We start from the raw sequence: 17047 nt of genomic DNA, 5'->3' as shown, positions 1-17047 counted from the left end.
CCACCGTAGTGGTGCCCGCTCCCCCGCCGTCGCCGCGGCCTCCCGACCGGCCCGCGATGCGGCGTCCGCGGGCGCGCGCGAGTACGGTAGGGAGGTGAGGTTCTTCGGGGCGCGGGACGACGACGACCGGCGGGACGGGAATCCCGGCGGGGCGCAGGACGGGGGCCGGTCCGGCGCGGCCCGGCCGGCGGACGACCTGCAGTCGCAGGTCGAGGACCTGCTGGCACGCGAGCTGGGTCAGGTCGCGACCGACGTCCTGCGGCCTCCCACACCGCTCACGCTCTCGCGGGTCGTCGAGTGGATCACCGACAGCGGGTACAGCTACTTCGTCGACTCCGACGGCGACGTCGGCGGGCTGTGGCACGGCCGCCTGTTCTACTTCCTGCTCTTCGGCAACGACGACGAGATCCTCCAGGTGCGCGGCCAGTGGAACCGCGACCTCGCGCTCGAGCGCCTCGAGGAGATCCTCGAGTTCTGCAACGAGTGGAACGCCGACCGGATCTGGCCCAAGACGTACACGCGCGTCCGCGACAACGGGATGATCCAGGTCTTCACCGAGGTCACGGTCGACCTCGAGCACGGCGTGACGGACGACCAGCTCGACCAGCTCCTCCAGTGCGGTCTGAGCACGGGGTCGATGTTCTTCGACGCGCTCGACGAGTTCTACCCCGACCCCGCGAGGCAGGCGCCATGACGCAGGCCCGCACCAACTGGTTCACGCGTCTGTTCGGCAACCGCCGGCCCAAGGCGCCGGACTCGCTGCCCCGCGAGGAGGAGCTGCCCCGCGCGCTGTCGATGGCGCGCATCGGCGACCACCTGACGCGCCGCGGCTACCACTTCCGCGTGGACGACGACGGCGACATCACGGGTACGTGGGACGGGCACCGCTTCTGGTTCCTGCTGCTCGGCGACCGGTCGGAGATCCTCCAGGTCCGCGGCCGCTGGTCGACGACGCTCCCCGTCGAGTCGCGCCTCGTCACGCTCCAGACCGTCAACGACTGGAACCGCGAGCGCATCTGGCCCAAGGTCTACGTGCGCGAGGAGGGCGGACGGCTCGCGCTCTACGCCGAGGTCTCCGTCGACCTCGAGCACGGCGCGACCGACGACCAGCTCGCCCAGACCGTCTCGTGCGGGCTGGGTACGGCCGTGCAGCTCTTCCACGCCATCGGCGCCCAGCTCCCACCGGGGACCCTGGACGACTGACGTCCTGGCGCCGTCGTGCGCGCCCGCCGTCGGGTCCTGGACCCCGACGTTCAGGCGCGGAGCGTGGGGAGCCCCAGGACGACGGGGCCGGACGGCGCGCCCCCGCCGTGCCCGTGGCCGTGGTCGTCGTCGCCCCCGCCCAGGCGGGCGCGCTCGCGCCGCGCCCACGCGTCGCCGGAGCGGGTGCGGCGCACGGCGAACGTGCCGCCCGCGAGCGCCGAGTCCGCGATGAGGTGGTGCGGCGCGGAGCGGGTGACCTCGACCGTGACGACGTCGCCGGGACGCGGCAGGCGGACGTCGAGGTCGTCCGCGAGGCGCGGGTCGACGGACCCGGGCGTACCGGTGCCGTCGGTCGGGGCGTCGTCGGGTGCCCCGGCCACGACGGCCGCGGGGAGCGCGAGGTGGACGAGGCGGTTGTCGGGGGCGCGACCGGTGACGCGGTGCGTCGCGCCGTCCTTGCGCCCTGCGCCCTCGCCGACGAGGACGTCGATCGTCCGGCCCACCTGGCGTGCGGACTCCTCGCCGGCGATCCGCTCCTGAAGCGCCTGGAGCCGCTCGAAGCGCTCCTGGACGACCTCCTTGGGGAGCTGGCCGTCCATCGTCGCGGCGGGCGTCCCGGGGCGCGGGGAGTACTGGAAGATGAACGCGGAGGAGAAGCGCGACGCCTCGACGACCCGCATCGTCTCCGCGAAGTCCTCCTCGGTCTCGCCCGGGAAGCCCACGATGATGTCGGTGGTGATCGCGGCGTCGGGCATGACGGCCCGGACGCGGTCGAGGATCCCGAGGAACCGCTCGGATCGGTAGGAGCGGCGCATCGCACGCAGCACGCGGTCGGAGCCCGACTGGAGCGGCATGTGGAGCTGGGGCATGACGTTCGGCGTCTCGGCCATGGCCGCGATGACGTCGTCGGTGAACGCGGCCGGGTGCGGCGACGTGAACCGCACGCGCTCGAGCCCGTCGATCGTCCCGCACGCGCGCAGGAGCTTGGCGAAGGCGCCGCGGTCGCCGAACTCGACGCCGTAGCTGTTGACGTTCTGGCCGAGCAGCGTCACCTCGATGGCACCGGCCTCGACGAGCGCGCCCACCTCGGCGAGGACCTCGCCCGGACGGCGGTCGCGCTCCTTGCCGCGCAGGTGCGGCACGATGCAGAACGTGCACGTGTTGTTGCAGCCGACGCTGATGGACACCCACCCCGCGTAGACCGACTCGCGCTTCGTCGGCAGCGTCGAGGGGAACACCTGCAGCGACTCGGCGATCTCGACCTGCGCCGCCTCGTTGTGGCGCGCGCGCTCGAGCAGGACGGGCAGGGCGTCGAGGTTGTGGGTGCCGAACACGACGTCGACCCAGGGGGCCTTCTCGACGATGGTGCCGCGGTCCTTCTGCGCGAGGCAGCCGCCGACCGCGATCTGCATGCCGGGTCGCGCGGCCTTCACCGAGGCGAGCTGGCCGAGGTTGCCGTAGAGGCGCGTCGCGGCGTTCTCGCGCACGGCGCACGTGTTGATGACGACGACGTCGGCGCGGTTCGCGGCCTCGTCCTGCGCGCTCGCCCGCGTGTAGCCCGCCTGCTCGAGCATCCCCGCCATGTGCTCGGAGTCGTGGACGTTCATCTGGCACCCGAGGGTGCGCACGACGTAGGTGCGGGGGTGCGCGTCGTCGGCCGGCGCAGCGGCGGTGGCGTGCGGTGCGGGGGCGGCCGGGACGGGGGCGGGGGCGATCGTGGACATCACCGTCCAGGGTACGGCTCCGGGTGCCGTGTTACTGAACTGTTGCCCGGTTGTTGCCGGGTGAGGTGGCACCGTGCAACAGAAGGGACATAGTGTCCAGGAATGGCCGACGAAACCCCTTCGCCGTCCGACGCGCAGCGCAGCGCTCAGGACGCTCAGCCCCTCCCCGCCGAGCAGGTCCTCGGTGAGCCGCTCGTCGAGCTGCGCGACGTGAACAAGCACTTCGGCGAGCTGCACGTGCTGCGCGACATCAACCTCACGGTCCGGCGCGGCGAGGTGCTCGTCGTCATCGGGCCCTCCGGCTCGGGCAAGTCGACCCTGTGCCGGGCGATCAACCGGCTCGAGACGATCGACTCGGGCGAGATCCTCGTCGACGGCGAACCGCTCCCCCAGGAGGGCAAGGCGCTCGCGCGGCTGCGCTCCGACGTCGGCATGGTCTTCCAGTCCTTCAACCTCTTCGCGCACAAGACGATCCTCGACAACGTGACGCTCGGGCCCGTCAAGGTGCGGCGCGAGCGGAGCAAGGACGCGAAGGAGCGCGCCCTGGCCCTCCTCGACCGGGTCGGCGTGAAGAACCAGGCGCAGAAGATGCCGGCGCAGCTCTCGGGCGGCCAGCAGCAGCGCGTCGCCATCGCCCGGGCCCTCGCGATGAAGCCCAAGGTCATGCTCTTCGACGAGCCCACGTCGGCGCTCGACCCCGAGATGATCAACGAGGTCCTGGACGTCATGGTCTCCCTCGCCAGGGAGGGCATGACCATGATCGTCGTCACCCACGAGATGGGCTTCGCCCGGAAGGCCGCGAACCGCGTGGTCTTCATGGCGGACGGCCAGATCGTCGAGGAGGCGCACCCCGAGGAGTTCTTCACCGCGCCGAAGAGCGAGCGGGCCAAGGACTTCCTCTCCAAGATCCTCACGCACTGAGGTCCCCCGTCCTCACCACGCACCGACCACCAGGGACCGGGCCGCCAGGCCCCCCACACCCGGCCGACCGACGAGGCACACCGTCGTCGGACGACCACCACTCACGAAGGGTAGGAACGATGCGCACACGACACGCAGGTGCTGCCGTGCTGGCCGCTCTCACCGCGCTCACGCTCGCAGCGTGCAGCAGCGGCGACGTCGGCGACGACAGCACGACCACGGACCCCGAGCAGTCCGCCGGAGGCAGCGGCGACGGCGGCGGCGAGACGGTCAAGATCGGCATCAAGTTCGACCAGCCCGGCCTGGGGTTCCAGGACGGGTCGTCGTACACGGGGTTCGACGTCGACGTCGCCACCTACGTGGCGGGCGAGCTCGGCTTCTCCGAGGACCAGATCGAGTGGGTCGAGGCGCCGTCCGCGCAGCGCGAGACGATGCTGCAGACCGGGCAGGTCGACATGATCTTCGCGACGTACTCCATCACGGACACGCGCAAGGAGACCGTCGCGTTCGCGGGGCCGTACTTCGTCGCCGGGCAGGACCTGCTCGTCGCCGAGGACAACACCGACATCACCGGCCCGGAGTCGCTCGAGGGCAAGAACCTCTGCTCCGTCACGGGCTCGACGTCGGCGCAGCGCATCAAGGACGAGTACGCCGCGGGCGTGCAGCTCCTCGAGCGCCCCGGGTACGCCGAGTGCGTCACCGCGCTCACGGCCGGCCAGGTCGACGCCGTCACGACTGACGACATCATCCTCGCGGGCCTCGCGGCGCAGCCGCAGAACCAGGGCAAGGTGAAGGTGGTCGGGGCGCCGTTCTCGACCGAGCGCTACGGCGTCGGCCTGCCCCAGGACAACGACGTCTGCGAGGACGTCAACGCCGCGATCGAGAAGATGATCGAGGACGGTTCCTGGGAGGAGTTCGTCAGCAAGAACACCGAGGGCACCGGGTACACGCCGAACGCGAGCGAGAACCCGCCGACGGTCGACCCCTGCGCCTGACCTCTCTGCCGGGGAGCGGAGCGCGGCGTGCCGCGCTCCGCTCCCCGGCCTCGTCCGGTCGGTCCACGACCACGCCCTCCCGGAGGATGACCAACCGTGGGTGACTACCTCTCCCAGTTCACCGAGCTCCTCAGCACCTACGACGTGCTCGGCGCGTTCTGGGTGAACATCCAGCTGACGTTCTGGGCTGCGATCTTGTCCCTGATCCTCGGCACGGCGCTCGCGCTCATGCGGATCTCCCCCGTCTCGAGCCTGCGGTGGGCCGGCTCGACCTACGTGAACCTCCTGCGCAACACGCCGCTGACGATCATCATGACGTTCATGGTCCTCGCGGTGTGGACCCAGCTGCAGATCAGCCTGTCCCCCGACTTCCCGACGAACTTCTTCCGGTTCGCGGTCATCGGCCTGACCGTCTACCACGCCGCCTTCGTGTGCGAGGCGATCCGCTCGGGCGTCAACACGGTGCCGATCGGCCAGGCCGAGGCGGCGCGGGCGATCGGCCTGTCCTTCGCTCCCGCCGCGCGCCTCGTCATCCTCCCGCAGGCGTTCCGCGGCGCCATCGCCCCCCTCGGCAACACCCTCATCGCGCTGCTGAAGAACTCCACCGTCGCGGCCGCCGCGAGCGTCACGACGGAGACGTCGAGCCTCATGCGCACGATGATCGAGTTCAACTCGAACTACATCTACGCGATCTTCCTCACCTTCGCGATCGGCTACGTGATCCTCGTCATCCCGATCGGCTTGCTCACCACCTCGCTCTCGACCCGATTGGCGGTCCGCCGATGAGCGCCCCGCGTCAGTCCGTCCTCTTCGACGCCCCGGGGCCCCGGGCCCGGCGCGCGATCGCCGTCGGCAACGTGATCGGCGCCGTGATCGTGATCGGGATCGCCGTGCTCGTGCTGCTGGAGCTCGGACGCAAGGGCCAGCTCTCGTGGGAGCAGTGGGGTCCTGTCTTCACCGCCAACGCGTGGGAGAACTTCTTCCTGCCGGGCCTCCAGAACACGCTGCGCGCCGCCGGGTTCGCGATCGTCGGTGCCGTGATCTTCGGGCTGGTCTTCGGCTCCGGCCGGCTCTCGCACGTGCGCGCGCTGCGCTGGGCGTGCGGTGTCGTCGTCGAGTTCTTCCGCGCCGTGCCGGTGCTCCTCATGATGATCTTCTTCTGGCTCCTGCTGGGGCTGCAGAAGGTCCCGGACGCCCCGTTCCTCGCGGTCGTGATCTCCCTCGTGCTCTACAACGGCTCGGTGATCGCCGAGCTCGTCCGGTCCGGCGTCGGCAACCTGCCGAAGGGCCAGGGAGAGGCCGGCGTGGCGATCGGCCTGACTCGCGGGCAGACCCTGCGGTCGATCCAGCTCCCGCAGGCGCTCATCGCGATGCTGCCCGCGCTCGTGTCCCAGCTCGTCGTCGTGCTCAAGGACACCGCGCTCGGGCAGATCATCACGTACCCCGAGCTGCTGCGGGCCGCGCAGATCCTCGGCACGGCCTTCGGCAACACCCTGCAGACCCTCACGGTGGCCGCGGTCATCTTCATCGTCATCAACTACGCCCTGACCACCCTGGCCCAGTGGCTCTCACGCTTCCTCAGCGGGCGTACCGCGGGCGCCACGGCTGCCGGCCCGGGGATCGGCAACCCGACAGCCGTCGCGGGCGGTCCCGCGGACGAGGCGTCGGCCGTGTCCACCGCGCGCTGACGCACCCGTCGCCCGCCCGGTCAGTGGCGGGCGGCGGGCCGCTGCCGCCGAGCGGCCCGCCGGTCCGCGACCGGGTCCGCGGGGCGGTCACTCCTCCGCGTCGAGCTCGCGCTGCACGATCTCGAAGGCCAGCCCGGGGCTGTACCCCTTGCGGGCGAGCGCGCCGACCGTCCGTCGCACGCGCACGTCGCGGTCGAGGCTGCGGGTCCTGGCGAGACGTGCCCGCGCGAGGGCGAGGGCGGCGTCCGCCTCGGAGTCGTCGTCGACCTGCTCGAGCGCGGCCGCGCCGACCTCGCCGTCGATCCCCCGCCGGCGCAGCTCGGTCGAGATCGCGCGGCGGGACAGCCCCCGCTCGGCGTGCCGCGTGCGGACGATCATCTCCGCGTACTGCGCGTCGTCGACGAGCCCGACCTCCTCGAAGCGGTCGAGGATGGGCAGCACGACGTGCTCCGGGTAGCCCTTGCGCGCGAGCGACTGCGTGAGCTCCGCGCGGCTCTTCGGGGCCGCGGTGAGGATGCGCAGGACGGTCTCGCGGGCACGCTCGGCGAGGTCGGCGTCGCTGATCTCGCCGCGCTCCACGAGCTCGTGCAGCGACGGGCGCGGGCGCCGCCCGGCCTTGCGGCCGGAGCGGCGCCCGTCGTCCTCCGCGGACGGGTCGACGGGCTCGGCGCCCTCGACCCCGTCCTGCTCGCCGATCAGAACGGCGACTTCTTCCCCTTGCCGGCCGCGGCGGTCGCCTTGGCCGGAGCGGCCACGGCGGCGTCGGCCGCGACGGTCACGCCGGCGGCCGGGTCGGCCGGTGCGTCGACCTTGGCCCCGACGCCGAGCTTTTCCTTGATCTTCTTCTCGAGCTCGTTCGCGAGGTCGGGGTTGTCGCGCAGGAACGAGCGCGCGTTCTCCTTGCCCTGCCCGAGCTGGTCGCCGCCGTAGGTGAACCACGACCCGGACTTGCGCACGAACCCGTGCTCCACGCCCATGTCGATGAGGCCACCCTCGCGGGAGATGCCGACCCCGTAGAGGATGTCGAACTCGGCCTGCTTGAACGGCGGCGCCATCTTGTTCTTGACGACCTTCACGCGGGTCCGGTTGCCGACCGCGTCGGTGCCCTCCTTGAGGGTCTCGATGCGGCGGATGTCGAGACGGACCGAGGCGTAGAACTTCAGCGCCTTGCCACCGGTCGTCGTCTCGGGAGAGCCGAAGAACACGCCGATCTTCTCGCGGAGCTGGTTGATGAAGATCGCGGTCGTGCCGGACGCGCTGAGCGCGCCGGTGATCTTGCGCAGCGCCTGCGACATGAGGCGGGCCTGGAGACCGACGTGGCTGTCGCCCATCTCGCCCTCGATCTCCGCCTTGGGCACGAGGGCCGCGACGGAGTCGATGACGATGATGTCGAGCGCGCCCGAGCGGATCAGCATGTCCGTGATCTCGAGCGCCTGCTCCCCCGTGTCCGGCTGGGAGACGAGCAGGGCGTCGGTGTCGACGCCGAGCTTCTTGGCGTACTCCGGGTCGAGGGCGTGCTCGGCGTCGATGAACGCCGCGATGCCGCCGGCGCGCTGGGCGCTGGCCACGGCGTGCAGCGCCACGGTCGTCTTTCCGGAGGACTCCGGGCCGTACACCTCGATGACGCGCCCGCGCGGCAGGCCCCCGATGCCGAGCGCGATGTCCAGCGCGATGGAGCCCGTGGGGATGACCTCGACGGGGGCGCGGCCTTCCTCGCCGAGGCGCATGACGGAGCCCTTGCCGAAGCTCCGGTCGATCTGGGCGAGGGCTGCCTCGAGCGCCTTCTCGCGGTCTGCGGGTGCGGGCATGTCAGTCCACCTTCGGTTCGACGTCCATCAGTTCGTTGTGGCCCGACGTTACGGGCAGCCACCGACACGCGGTGCCGACGAGCCCCGGACCTGGGGACCGTCGTGCCGGACCGGCGTCCTGAGCCCGCCGGAGCGCGCCCTGTGCACAACTCTAGCCGAACACGTGTTCGATCACGGAACCCGCCCCGGCGTGTCCGCGACTCGCGGGCTCACTCGTCGTCGTCCGCGGACCACGACTCGCCGGGCCGCAGCACGACGACCCGCGTCCCGGGCGCCTCGCGCTGCGCGGCCGCCTCGAACGCCGCGCCCGCGTGGTCCATCCAGCCGCGCGGCAGGTGCTGGCCGCCCGGCGCGTGCAGCGTCCCCCAGTGCACCGGTACCGCGACCCGCACCCCGACCTCGGCGCACGCCCGCGCGGCCTGCACCGGGCCCAGGTGCCCGCCCGAGAGCCGCGGCCCCCACCCGCCGACCGGCACGAGGGCCACGTCCACCGGACCGCCCGCGAGCGCCGGGAGGTGCGCCATCCCGGGGTGGTGCTCGGTGTCGCCCGCCACCCACACGCGCAGGCCGTCGGGACCGGTGGTCCGCACGAGGTGGCCGTTCGCGGCGTTGGGCCGGTGCGGCATCGGCCGGTGCCCGTGCACCGCGGTGACGAGCCGCGTCTCGACCCCGGCCCCCGCCGGCCCCACGGCGTGCCACTCGTCGTCCAGCCCGACGCCGCGCAGCCCCTTGCCGCGCAACCACCGCGCGTTGGCGGGCGCCGTGAGGACCGGCACGTCGCCGAGGAGCCGCAGCGACCGCAGCTCGGCGTGGTCGTGGTGGAGGTGGGACAGCAGGACGGCGTCGCCGCCCCGCCACACCGGGGCCGGCTGCTCGCCGCGCCGGCGCAGCATCCCCGCGTGCCGGTGCAGGAGCGGGTCGGTCACGAGCCGCGCCGTCGGGCCGCCGGCGGTCGCGGCGAGGTCGAGGACCGCGGTCGAGTGGCCGAGCCACGTCACGGTGACGCTCACGCGCCGCTCCCCCGGCCCGACGCGTCCTCGGCCACCGGCGGCCGTACCCCCAGGTCGGTGAGCCACGCGACGAGCCGGCGGTGCACCGCCTCCGCCCCGACGAGCATCGGCGTGCCGTCGACGTCCTCGAGCTCGTCGCCGGGCACCGCGAGGTGCGCCGGGTGCAGCAGCACCGCCTGGTTCTGCGCCCCGCCGAGGCCACCGTGCGACCCGACCAGGCCTTCGAACGCGTGCACCATCCCCACCTCGTCGACGCTCGAGACCAGCACGAGGTCCCCGGCGTCCTCCAGCCCGGCGACGCGCACGAGGTCCGCCACCGCGCGCGACCCGAACGGTGCGACCGGGTCGACGCCCACGACCTCGCCCGTCAGCAGGTCGCGCGAGCCACCCCGGCCGTGCGCCCGGACCTCCCCGCGCGGGCCACGCTCGACGACGACGCCGACCGCGGGGTTCGCGACGAGACCCGGGAGCAGCGCGGGCCACCGGGCGCGGACCTCGTCACCCGTGAGGCGCCGCGGCTCGCGCGGGAACCACACCATCCCGAGGTTGCCCGACCCGACGACCGCGACCTCGGGCAGCTCGGGCAGGGCGGGTGCGGCGTCGGCGCGGCGCTCGGAGCGGTCCGGGCCCACGAGCATGCGGCCCGCCTGCGCGTCCGGCTGCCCGGGCCGCAGCGCGTTGAGGGCCGTGTTCGCGGGGCCCCACGCCTCGCTGTCCGGGGCCGTCGCCCGACGCCGGCCCTCACCCCGGGCGGACGCGGAGCCGTCCCGGGCGCGGCCGTCGTCGTCCGCACGAGCGCCGTCGCCAGGCGGGTCGAGCGCCATGAGGCGTCGCACCTCGTCGAGGAAGGACCGCCCGGTGACCTGCTCGAACGTCGGGCCGAGCGACTGCCCGTGGTCCGAGAGCACGACGACGTCGTAGCGCCGGGGCGCGACGGCCGCGACCTGCTCCCAGAGCCCGACGACGCGGTCCAGGCCCTCGAGCGCGCGCAGCGACTCGGGCCGCAGCGGCCCGGCGTGGTGCGCGATCTCGTCGTAGTCCACGAGGTCGACGCACACGACGGGCGCCCCGCGCACGAGCTGCTCCGCGACGAGCGTCGTGTTGAGGTCGCGCAGCACGACGTTCGTCACGGCGCGCAGCACCGGGTACCAGCCGAGGCGCGAGACGCGGGGCTCGACGCCGCGCACGGCCTGCTGCCAGCCCTGGTAGAGCTCCTTGAGCAGCTCGCCGAGCGCGACGACCACGGCGCGCACGAGGACGAACGGGCTCGCGAAGAAGTGCACGAACATCTGCCCGGGCCCCAGGCCCTCGCGCGCCCGGCTCATGACGAGCAGGCTCGTCGCCGCGTCCCCGGAGAACATCGTCGAGACGGCCACGCCGCCGCCCGCGAGCAGACCCGCGCCGTCGCTCGTGCGCGCCTCGACCGCCGCCGCGTCCGCGGGCCGGTTCGTCACGACGAGCCGCCCCAGCGCGCGCGACCACCACCGGAAGGCGGGGACGTGCTCGGTCGACCCGTGCAGGAGCCCGAGGGTCGAGGCCGGCGTCGTCGCGGGCACGCGGGCCCACCACGTCGTGAGGTGGTGGCTGCCGTCGCCGAGCCACCGCGCGACCGTCGGGGCCAGGCCGGCCTGGAGGGCGTAGTCGAGCGTGGGGCGCGCGACGCCGTCGAGCAGGACGACGAGCAGGCCCGCCTGGCGCTCCGCGGCGGCGCCCGCGGCGGCTCCACGGGGCACGCCTGCCTGGCGCCGCGCGCGCCGGAGCAGGTCCCCGATCACGTACTCGTTGTCGCTCGCCCCGACGACCCAGCGCCCGAGCGCCATGAGCACGGCCGCGATGACGAGGACGGCGAGGACGTCGGTCCACGTCCCGCTGCGGAACCCCGGGAGGTAGGTGAGCGCGGCCCACGCGACCGCGACCTGGGCGACCACGCCCGACACGAGCGCGCCGACGACGCCAGACCGGCGTGCGACCCCGCGCAGCACCGGGCGCAGCAGCGCGTCGCCCACCGCCACCGCGAGCGCCGCGAGGACGAGCGACCAGGGGTTGGTCACCTCGACCCCGGGGACGACCCAGATCGCGAGCCCCAGCCCGGCCGCCGTCGAGACGAGAGACCAGGCCGCGCCGCGCACGTCGGCGGCGGTGAGGCGCAGCGTGGCGAGGCGGCCGCGGGCGGGAACGCTCATGCCGCCATCATCGCGGGGCGCGGCAGGGTGCGCCCCTCGGGCGTCCCCGGGTCCCGAGCAGGTCGGGGCAGGTTTGGGCCGCGCAGGTCGGCCGGGCCGGTCAGCGGCGCGGCGGCGCCTGGCGGTGGTCGTCGTTCCCCCAGCGCCGCGGGTCGGGCACGTCGAGCGCGTCGCACAGCGCGTGCCAGACGACGCGCGGCTCGACCCCGTCCTCGAGCGCCTGGGCGGCGGTCCGGTCGTCGAGCGCGGACAGCACCTGCTCGCGCACGTAGGCGCGGCCCAGGGCCTCGCCGAACACCTCGTCGACCAGCTCGGAGAACTCGCGGTAGCGCACGGACCAAGCCTTGCACGGATCCGCGGCCGCCCGGTCGCGCGCCGGGACGCGCGGGCCGCACCGCGTCGTCCGGGTTCGCACCCGGTCACCGAGGCGCACGGGCGGGCCGCCGGGGCGCCGGCACGCTGCGGCGGGCGCGTGTGGGTGGGCACCCCCAGAATGGGCGCGTGACCTCGGACCCGCTCGCCCGCTTCGCCGCGCCCACGCGCGCGTGGTTCTCGGGCGCGTTCGACGCGCCGACCGCCGCCCAGGCCGGTGCGTGGGAGGCCGTGTCGAGCGACCGGCACGCGCTCGTGGTCGCCCCGACCGGTTCGGGCAAGACGCTCGCCGCGTTCCTCTGGTCGCTCGACCGGATCCTCGCCGCGCCCCCGGAGGAGGCCCCGGCACTCGAGGCGCGCTGCCGCGTCGTCTACGTCTCGCCGCTCAAGGCGCTCGCCGCGGACGTCGAGCGGAACCTGCGCTCGCCGCTCGCGGGCATCCGCCAGGCCGCGGTGCGGCTCGGGCTCGACGTGCCGGACGTCGTCGTCGGCACGCGCACCGGGGACACCCCCACGAGCGAGCGCCGCCGGCTCGCCACGCACCCGCCGGACATCCTCATCACGACGCCCGAGTCGCTGTTCCTCGTGCTGACGTCGCAGGCGCGCGCGGGGCTCGTGGGCGTCGAGACGGTGATCGTCGACGAGATCCACGCGGTGGCGGGCACCAAGCGGGGCGCTCACCTCGCCGTGTCGCTCGAGCGCCTGGACGCGCTGCTCGAGGCGCACGAGCGGCCCCCGGCGCAGCGCGTCGGGCTCTCGGCCACGGTCCGCCCCGTCGAGGCGGTCGCGACCTTCCTGGGCGGGCACCGGCCCGAGGCCGAGGGCGGGCGCGAGGTCGTCGTCGTGCAGCCGCCGTCGAGCAAGCACATCGAGGTCGACGTCGTCGTGCCCGTCCCGGACCTCTCGGACCTCGGGACGGCGGCGATCGTGCCGGACGCCGGGTCGCGGTCGGACGGCGACCTGCCGCCCCTGCCCCCCGGCGAGCGCAACCTCACAGGCCCGGCGACGTCGCGCCCGACGGGCGCGCCCGACGTCCGGCCGCCGCGCCCGTCGGTCTGGCCGCACGTCGAGGAGCGGGTCGTCGACCTCGTCACCGACCACCGCTCCACGCTGGTCTTCACGAACTCGCGCCGCGGAGCGGAGCGCCTCACGGCGCGCATGAACGAGCTGTGGGCCGAGCGTCAGGGCGAGGACGTGCTCGACCCGGGCACGGTCACCGCGGCGCAGGTGCAGGCGCAGTCGGGCGCGAGCTCGGGCGTCGAGCCCGTCATCGCCCGCGCGCACCACGGGTCGATGAGCCGGGCCGAGCGCACGCGCACGGAGACGGAGCTCAAGGACGGCCGGCTGCCCGCGGTGGTCGCGACGTCGAGCCTCGAGCTCGGCATCGACATGGGCGCGGTGGACCTCGTGGTCCAGGTCGGGGCGCCGCCCTCGGTCGCGTCGGGCCTGCAGCGGATCGGGCGCGCGGGCCACCAGGTGGGGGCCGTGTCGCACGGCGTGGTGTTCCCCACGCACCGGGGCGACCTCGTGCCGTCGGCGGTCGTCGCCGAGCGCATGCGCTCCGGCGGCATCGAGGAGCTCCACGTGCTCGCCAACCCGCTCGACGTGCTCGCCCAGCAGGTCGTCGCGATGGTCGCGGTCGACGAGTGGACGGTCGCGGAGCTCGCGACGCTCGTGCGGCGCAGCGAGCCCTACGCGCACCTCGGCGACGCGTCGCTGCACGCCGTCCTCGACATGCTCGCGGGCCGCTACCCGAGCGAGGACTTCGGCGAGCTGCGCGCGCGGATCGTGTGGGACCGCGCGTCGGGCCGGCTCACCGGGCGGCCGGGCGCGCTGCGGCTCGCCGCGACGAGCGGCGGCACGATCCCCGACCGCGGGATGTACGGCGTGTTCCTCGCGACGGACGCCGGGACCGGGACCGTCGCGGGCGACCCGGACACCGCGGGCGGCCGCGCCCCGCGCGGCGGCAAGCGCGTCGGCGAGCTCGACGAGGAGATGGTCTACGAGTCGCGCGTCGGCGACACGTTCACGCTCGGGTCGAGCACGTGGCGCATCGAGGACATCACGCCCGACCGCGTGCTCGTCACGCCCGCGCCGGGCATCCCGGGGCGGCTGCCGTTCTGGAAGGGCGACTCCCCCGGCCGACCCGCCGAGCTCGGCCGTGCGCTCGGCGCGTGGGTGCGCGAGACGGACGCGCTCGCCGCCACCGACCCCGACGCGGCGACCGACCGGCTCCGCACGGCAGGCCTCGACGCGTGGGCGAGCGACAACCTGCTGGCCTACCTGCGCGAGCAGCGCGACGCGACCGGGCGCGTCCCGGACGACCGCACGGTCGTGGTCGAGCGCTTCCGCGACGAGCTCGGCGACTGGCGCGTCGTCGTGCACTCGCCGTACGGCGCGAAGGTGCACGCGCCGTGGGCGCTCGTGCTCGCCGCGCGCCTGCGCGAGCGCTACGGGGTCGACGCCGCCGCGATGCACGCCGACGACGGCATCGTCCTCCGGCTCCCGGACACCGGGGACTCGTGGCTCGAGGGAGCGACCGACGGCTCGGGCGGCCTCGGCGGGGACGCGCCCGTCGTCGGCGTCGAGGACCTGCTCCTCGACCCGGACGACGTGCTCGACGCGGTGCGCGACGAGCTCGGCGGGTCGGTGATGTTCGCGTCGCGGTTCCGCGAGGCCGCCGCCCGCGCGCTCCTGCTGCCCCGGCGTCGTCCGGACCGGCGCCAGCCGCTGTGGCAGCAGCGGCAGCGCTCGGCGCAGCTCCTGTCGGTGGCGTCGGAGTACCCGGAGTTCCCGATCGTCCTCGAGGCAGCGCGCGAGTGCCTGCAGGACGACTTCGACGTCGCGGCGCTCACCGACCTCATGCGCGACCTCGCCGCCGGGCGCGTGCGCCTCGTCGAGGTGACGACCCCGACGCCGTCGCCCTTCGCGCAGTCGCTCCTCTTCGGGTACACCGCCCAGTTCCTCTACGACGGCGACGCCCCGCTCGCGGAGCGCCGCGCCGCCGCGCTGTCGCTCGACCCCACGCTCCTCGCCGAGCTCCTGGGCGGCGACGGCGTCGCGGCCCAGCTCGCCGACCTGCTCGACCCCGCCCAGATCGAGCGGACCGAGGCCGAGCTCGGCGCGCTCGCGCCCGAGCGGCAGGCGCGGCACGCCGAGGACGTGTGGGACGTGCTGCGCCGGCTGGGCCCGCTCACCGAGGCCGAGGTCGCGGCGCGGACCCGCGAGGACGTGCGCACCGACGTCGCGGCCTGGCTGCGCGAGCTCGAGGCCGCGCGCCGCATCATGCCCGTGCGGCTCGCGGGGGTCGCGCCCGAGCGTGCGCAGCAGTGGGCGGTCGTGGAGGACGCCGGCCGTCTGCGCGACGCGCTCGGCGTCGCGCTGCCCGTCGGTATCCCCGAGGTGTTCACCGAGCCCGTCCCCGACCCGCTCGGCGACCTCGTGCGCCGCCACGCCCGCACGCACGGCCCGTTCACGGCCGCCGACCTCGCCGCACGTCTCGGGCTGGGCGTCGCCGTCGTCGTGCAGACGCTCGAGCGGCTCGAGGCGGCCCGGCTCGTCGTGCGCGGGCGGCTGCGGCCGGAGGCGATCGGCGGCACGGGCGACGACTGGTGCGACGCCGAGGTGCTGCGCGTCCTGCGCCGGCGCTCGCTCGCCGCGCTGCGCGCCGAGGTGGAGCCCGTCCCCGCCGAGACGCTGGGCGTCTTCCTCCCGCGTTGGCAGGGTCTCGGCGCGCTGCGCGGCGTCGACGGGCTGCTGCGCGTCGTCGAGCAGCTCTCGGGCGCGGCCGTCCCCGCGTCGGCGCTCGAGACCCTCGTGCTCCCGGCGCGCGTCAGCGACTACACCCCGACGATGCTCGACGAGCTGACGACGACCGGCGAGGTCGTGTGGTGCGGGCACGCCCCGCTGCCCGGCTCGGGCGGCGGCGACGGTCTCGTCAGCCTCCACCTCGCGGAGTGGGCGCCGCTCACGCTGCCCGACCCGGGCCCGGCACCCGAGACCGGCCTCCACGCCACGCTGCTCGACCTGCTGGAGGGCTCCGGCGGGTACTTCCTCCCGCGGCTGGCCGAGCGCGCCGGCGCGGAGACCGTCCCGACGCTCGAGGCACTGTGGGACCTCGTCTGGTCGGGCCACGTGACGAACGACGGCCTCGGGTCGCTGCGGGCGCGGCTCGGCGCCGCCGGGGGGACCCACCGCGCGCCGCGCGCCCCGGCGCGGGCCCGGCCGCTCGCGCGCGGCCGGTTCGCGGGCCTGCGGCCGCCGACGTCGCCCGAGACGGTCCTGCGCGGCGGCGCCGGGCGGTGGTCGGCGCTGCCGCCGCGCGAGCCCGACCCCACCCGCCGGGCGCACGCGCTCGCCCGCGTCCTGCTCGACCGCCACGGCGTGCTCACGCGCGCCGTCGCGCCCGCCGAGGGCGTCGCGGGGTCGTTCCGCGCGGTGTACCGCGTGCTGAGCGAGCTGGAGGCCACGGGTGCGGCGCGGCGCGGGTACTTCGTCGAGCACCTCGGCGGCTCGCAGTTCGCGCTCCCCGGCGCGGTCGACCAGCTCCGGACCGACGCGCAGGACCGCGAGCGCGCGCTCGAGGCCGACGCCGCGGCGGCCGCGTCCGACCCGTTCGCCCCGCTCCCCGACGCGCGGACGTCGCGCGGCGGTCCTCGTCCCGGCGCCGTGCTGCTCGCCGCGACGGACCCGGCGAACCCCTACGGCGCGGCGCTGCCGTGGCCCGCCCGCCCGTCGACCGGACCGGGCGCACCCGGCACGGACGGCACGGACGGCACGACAGGCGAGGGCTCGCGCGGCCACCGCCCGGGCCGCAAGGCGGGCGCCGTCGTCGTGCTGAGCGACGGCGACCTCGCGCTCTACGTCGAGCGCGGCGGGCGGTCCGTGCTGTCCTTCGTGGACGGCCCACGCCTCGCCGAGGCGAGCGCGGCGCTGGTCCGCGCCGTGCGGGCGGGCACGCTCGGGAAGATCGTGGTGCAGCGCGTCGACGGCGTCGAGGCCCTCGCGGGCGCCGGCACGACCCGGACCCCGGCGGACGACGCGGTGCGCGCGCTGCTCGACGCCGGCTTCCGCGCGACGCCGCGCGGCCTGCGGGCGGCCTGACGTGCAGCGGTCGTCGCGCGCCCCCGACCACGGAGGGCGG

The 17047-nt window shown here is 74.9% G+C and carries 13 protein-coding genes; 7 read left to right on the top strand and 6 right to left on the bottom strand.

Going from position 1 to position 17047, the window contains the following annotated elements:
- The first annotated feature begins 94 nt into the window (after positions 1-94).
- Both E1O70_RS16690 and E1O70_RS16685 read left to right on the top strand, forming a co-directional pair.
- Entirely contained in the window at positions 95-694 is a 600-nt protein-coding gene (locus E1O70_RS16690; protein ID WP_081599986.1) for a type III secretion system chaperone family protein, read from the top strand.
- The gene (locus tag E1O70_RS16685) at positions 691-1203 is read left to right on the top strand and encodes a type III secretion system chaperone family protein (RefSeq protein WP_021483660.1); all 513 of its coding nucleotides are present in this window, start codon (positions 691-693) and stop codon (positions 1201-1203) included. The genes E1O70_RS16690 and E1O70_RS16685 overlap by 4 nt, the downstream gene beginning before the upstream one ends.
- A 50-nt stretch (positions 1204-1253) precedes the next feature.
- Here E1O70_RS16685 and miaB read toward each other — a convergent pair whose 3' ends face one another.
- Positions 1254-2927, bottom strand: coding sequence for a tRNA (N6-isopentenyl adenosine(37)-C2)-methylthiotransferase MiaB (gene miaB / locus E1O70_RS16680; RefSeq protein ID WP_061267567.1), 1674 nt, complete (start codon positions 2925-2927; stop codon positions 1254-1256).
- Positions 2928-3029: 102 nt separating this feature from the next.
- Between miaB and E1O70_RS16675 the strand changes: the two genes are divergently transcribed.
- The 4 genes from E1O70_RS16675 (at position 3030) to E1O70_RS16660 (ending at position 6531) form a co-directional block, all read left to right on the top strand.
- Positions 3030-3848, top strand: a complete 819-nt coding sequence (locus E1O70_RS16675; RefSeq protein WP_082774402.1) for an amino acid ABC transporter ATP-binding protein — start codon at positions 3030-3032, stop codon at positions 3846-3848.
- Positions 3849-3967: 119 nt separating this feature from the next.
- Entirely contained in the window at positions 3968-4843 is an 876-nt protein-coding gene (locus E1O70_RS16670) for a glutamate ABC transporter substrate-binding protein (RefSeq protein ID WP_021482423.1), read from the top strand.
- A 96-nt stretch (positions 4844-4939) separates the two neighbouring features.
- The gene (locus E1O70_RS16665) at positions 4940-5629 is read left to right on the top strand and encodes an amino acid ABC transporter permease (protein ID WP_061267566.1); all 690 of its coding nucleotides are present in this window, start codon (positions 4940-4942) and stop codon (positions 5627-5629) included.
- The gene (locus tag E1O70_RS16660) at positions 5626-6531 is read left to right on the top strand and encodes an amino acid ABC transporter permease (RefSeq protein ID WP_061267565.1); all 906 of its coding nucleotides are present in this window, start codon (positions 5626-5628) and stop codon (positions 6529-6531) included. Before E1O70_RS16665 ends, E1O70_RS16660 begins: the two co-directional genes overlap by 4 nt.
- Positions 6532-6618: 87 nt before the next feature.
- Here the strand turns inward: E1O70_RS16660 and E1O70_RS16655 are convergent, their stop codons facing one another.
- The 5 genes from E1O70_RS16655 to E1O70_RS16635 form a co-directional block, all read right to left on the bottom strand.
- On the bottom strand, positions 6619-7110 hold the full coding sequence (locus E1O70_RS16655; protein ID WP_240696745.1) for a regulatory protein RecX: 492 nt from the start codon (positions 7108-7110) through the stop codon (positions 6619-6621).
- Positions 7111-7226: 116 nt separating this feature from the next.
- Positions 7227-8339 carry a recombinase RecA gene (recA, locus tag E1O70_RS16650; RefSeq protein ID WP_034655657.1) on the bottom strand — a complete coding sequence of 371 codons (1113 nt, stop codon included), beginning with the start codon at positions 8337-8339 and terminating at the stop codon, positions 7227-7229.
- A 209-nt stretch (positions 8340-8548) separates the two neighbouring features.
- The gene (locus tag E1O70_RS16645) at positions 8549-9349 is read right to left on the bottom strand and encodes an MBL fold metallo-hydrolase (RefSeq protein ID WP_061267564.1); all 801 of its coding nucleotides are present in this window, start codon (positions 9347-9349) and stop codon (positions 8549-8551) included.
- Entirely contained in the window at positions 9346-11532 is a 2187-nt protein-coding gene (locus E1O70_RS16640) for an alkaline phosphatase family protein (RefSeq protein WP_061267563.1), read from the bottom strand. Before E1O70_RS16640 ends, E1O70_RS16645 begins: the two co-directional genes overlap by 4 nt.
- A 100-nt stretch (positions 11533-11632) precedes the next feature.
- Complete coding sequence (locus E1O70_RS16635) at positions 11633-11866, bottom strand: DUF3046 domain-containing protein (RefSeq protein ID WP_061267562.1); 234 nt, start codon at positions 11864-11866, stop codon at positions 11633-11635.
- Positions 11867-12033: 167 nt separating this feature from the next.
- On the opposite strand from E1O70_RS16635, the gene E1O70_RS16630 reads away from it, so the two are divergent.
- The gene (locus E1O70_RS16630; protein WP_061267561.1) at positions 12034-17007 is read left to right on the top strand and encodes an Lhr family helicase; all 4974 of its coding nucleotides are present in this window, start codon (positions 12034-12036) and stop codon (positions 17005-17007) included.
- Positions 17008-17047: the final 40 nt, after the last annotated feature.

The sequence above is a fragment of the Cellulosimicrobium funkei genome (assembly GCF_004519295.1).
GTDB classification, from domain to species: Bacteria; Actinomycetota; Actinomycetes; order Actinomycetales; family Cellulomonadaceae; genus Cellulosimicrobium; species Cellulosimicrobium funkei.
This window is presented reverse-complemented; position numbering and strand designations above follow the sequence as displayed.

Coding starts and splice junctions, on each gene's coding strand:
- E1O70_RS16685 (WP_021483660.1), top strand. CDS start 691: ATGACGCAGGCCCGCACCAACTGGTTCACGCGTCTGTTCGGCAACCGC.
- E1O70_RS16675 (WP_082774402.1), top strand. CDS start 3,030: ATGGCCGACGAAACCCCTTCGCCGTCCGACGCGCAGCGCAGCGCTCAG.
- E1O70_RS16670 (WP_021482423.1), top strand. CDS start 3,968: ATGCGCACACGACACGCAGGTGCTGCCGTGCTGGCCGCTCTCACCGCG.
- miaB (WP_061267567.1), bottom strand. CDS start 2,927: ATGTCCACGATCGCCCCCGCCCCCGTCCCGGCCGCCCCCGCACCGCAC.
- E1O70_RS16640 (WP_061267563.1), bottom strand. CDS start 11,532: ATGAGCGTTCCCGCCCGCGGCCGCCTCGCCACGCTGCGCCTCACCGCC.
- recA (WP_034655657.1), bottom strand. CDS start 8,339: ATGCCCGCACCCGCAGACCGCGAGAAGGCGCTCGAGGCAGCCCTCGCC.
- E1O70_RS16660 (WP_061267565.1), top strand. CDS start 5,626: ATGAGCGCCCCGCGTCAGTCCGTCCTCTTCGACGCCCCGGGGCCCCGG.